The sequence below is a fragment of the Streptomyces katrae genome (assembly GCF_000966975.1).
Taxonomy (GTDB): Bacteria; Actinomycetota; Actinomycetes; order Streptomycetales; family Streptomycetaceae; genus Streptomyces; species Streptomyces katrae.
On sequence record NZ_JZWV01001671.1, the window covers coordinates 1 to 1,179 of the forward strand.

Here is a 1,179-nt window from a genome sequence, read left to right on the forward strand (position 1 = left end):
GGTCGATGCCCGCCCGTTCGAAGGCCTCCCACGAGGTCTCCAGCAGCAGCCGGTGCTGCGGGTCCATCGCCTGCGCCTCACGCGGCGACACCCCGAAGAACCCCGCGTCGAACTCCCCGGCGGCGTCGAGGAAACCGCCCTCGCGGCTGTACGAGGTGCCCCGGCGGTCCGGGTCCTCGTCGTACAGCGCCTCCACGTCCCAGCCCCGGTCGGACGGGAAGGCCGAAATACCGTCCAGGCCGCCCGACACCAGCTCCCACAGGTCCTCCGGCGTCCGCACGCCGCCTGGGTAGCGGCAGCTCATCCCGACGATCGCGATCGGCTCGGTGGCCTCCGCCTCCACCTCACGAAGCCGTCGAGTCGTCTGACGCAGATCGGCAGTGACCCGCTTCAGGTAGTCAACGAGCTTCGTTTCGTCCGACATCGGTGTATCGCCTTTCAAGGAATTCCTGTGCTTCGGAGCTTCGGAGCTTCGGATCGGTGCGGGAGGGAGGAACGGGGACGGGACGTGGGGAACGGGCGTGGCTACAGGGATCCGAATTCCTTGTCGATCAGGTCGAAGAGTTCGTCGGTGGTGGCCGATTCGATCTCACGCTCCTCGGATGCGGCACGAGCGCCACTCGCGTCGTCCACCGGCTGAGACACAGCCGCGCCGGAGGTGCCGAGCCGCTCCAGGAGGGCCCGCAGCCGGGCCTCCGCCTTCCCGCGCAGCACGGTGTCCTGCGCGAGGGAGGCCAGGACGGGCTCCAGGGAGTCCAGCCGCTCGGCGAGCGCCCGCTCCGCGTACGCGTCGACCAGCTCGGCCCGCAGGTATCCGGCGAGCGCGGCGGGCGTCGGGTAGTCGAACACCACCGTCGCGGGCAGGGTCAGACCCGTCACCGGGCCCAGCCCGTTGCGCAGTTCGAGCGCCGTGAGGGAGTCGAAGCCCAGCTCGCGGAACTGCCTTTCGCCGTCCACCGCCGAGGCCCGCGCGTGCCCGAGGACCAGCGCCACCTGACCGCACACGAGGTCCAGCAGGACGGCGTCCCGTTCCTCGGCGGGCAGCTCCAGCAGCCGCTCGCGCAGCGACGGCCCGGCCGCCCCGGCCCCGGCGGGCTCCGCCGCCCGGGCGGCGGTCCGGCGGGCCGGCCCAGTGGTCAGACCGCGCAGCAGGGCGGGGGTCTGGTCGCGGGTGCGGAG

General features: G+C 72.3%; 2 protein-coding genes. Both read right to left on the reverse strand.

Annotated elements, in window-relative coordinates; all coding sequences use genetic code 11:
* A partial coding sequence (locus VR44_RS39985; protein ID WP_045952607.1) for a beta-ketoacyl synthase N-terminal-like domain-containing protein occupies positions 1–424 on the reverse strand: 424 nt, incomplete at its 3' end.
* A gap of 101 nt (positions 425–525) precedes the next feature.
* Positions 526–1,179: phosphopantetheine-binding protein (locus VR44_RS48695; RefSeq protein WP_045952608.1), on the reverse strand; the 654-nt coding region annotated here is incomplete at its 5' end.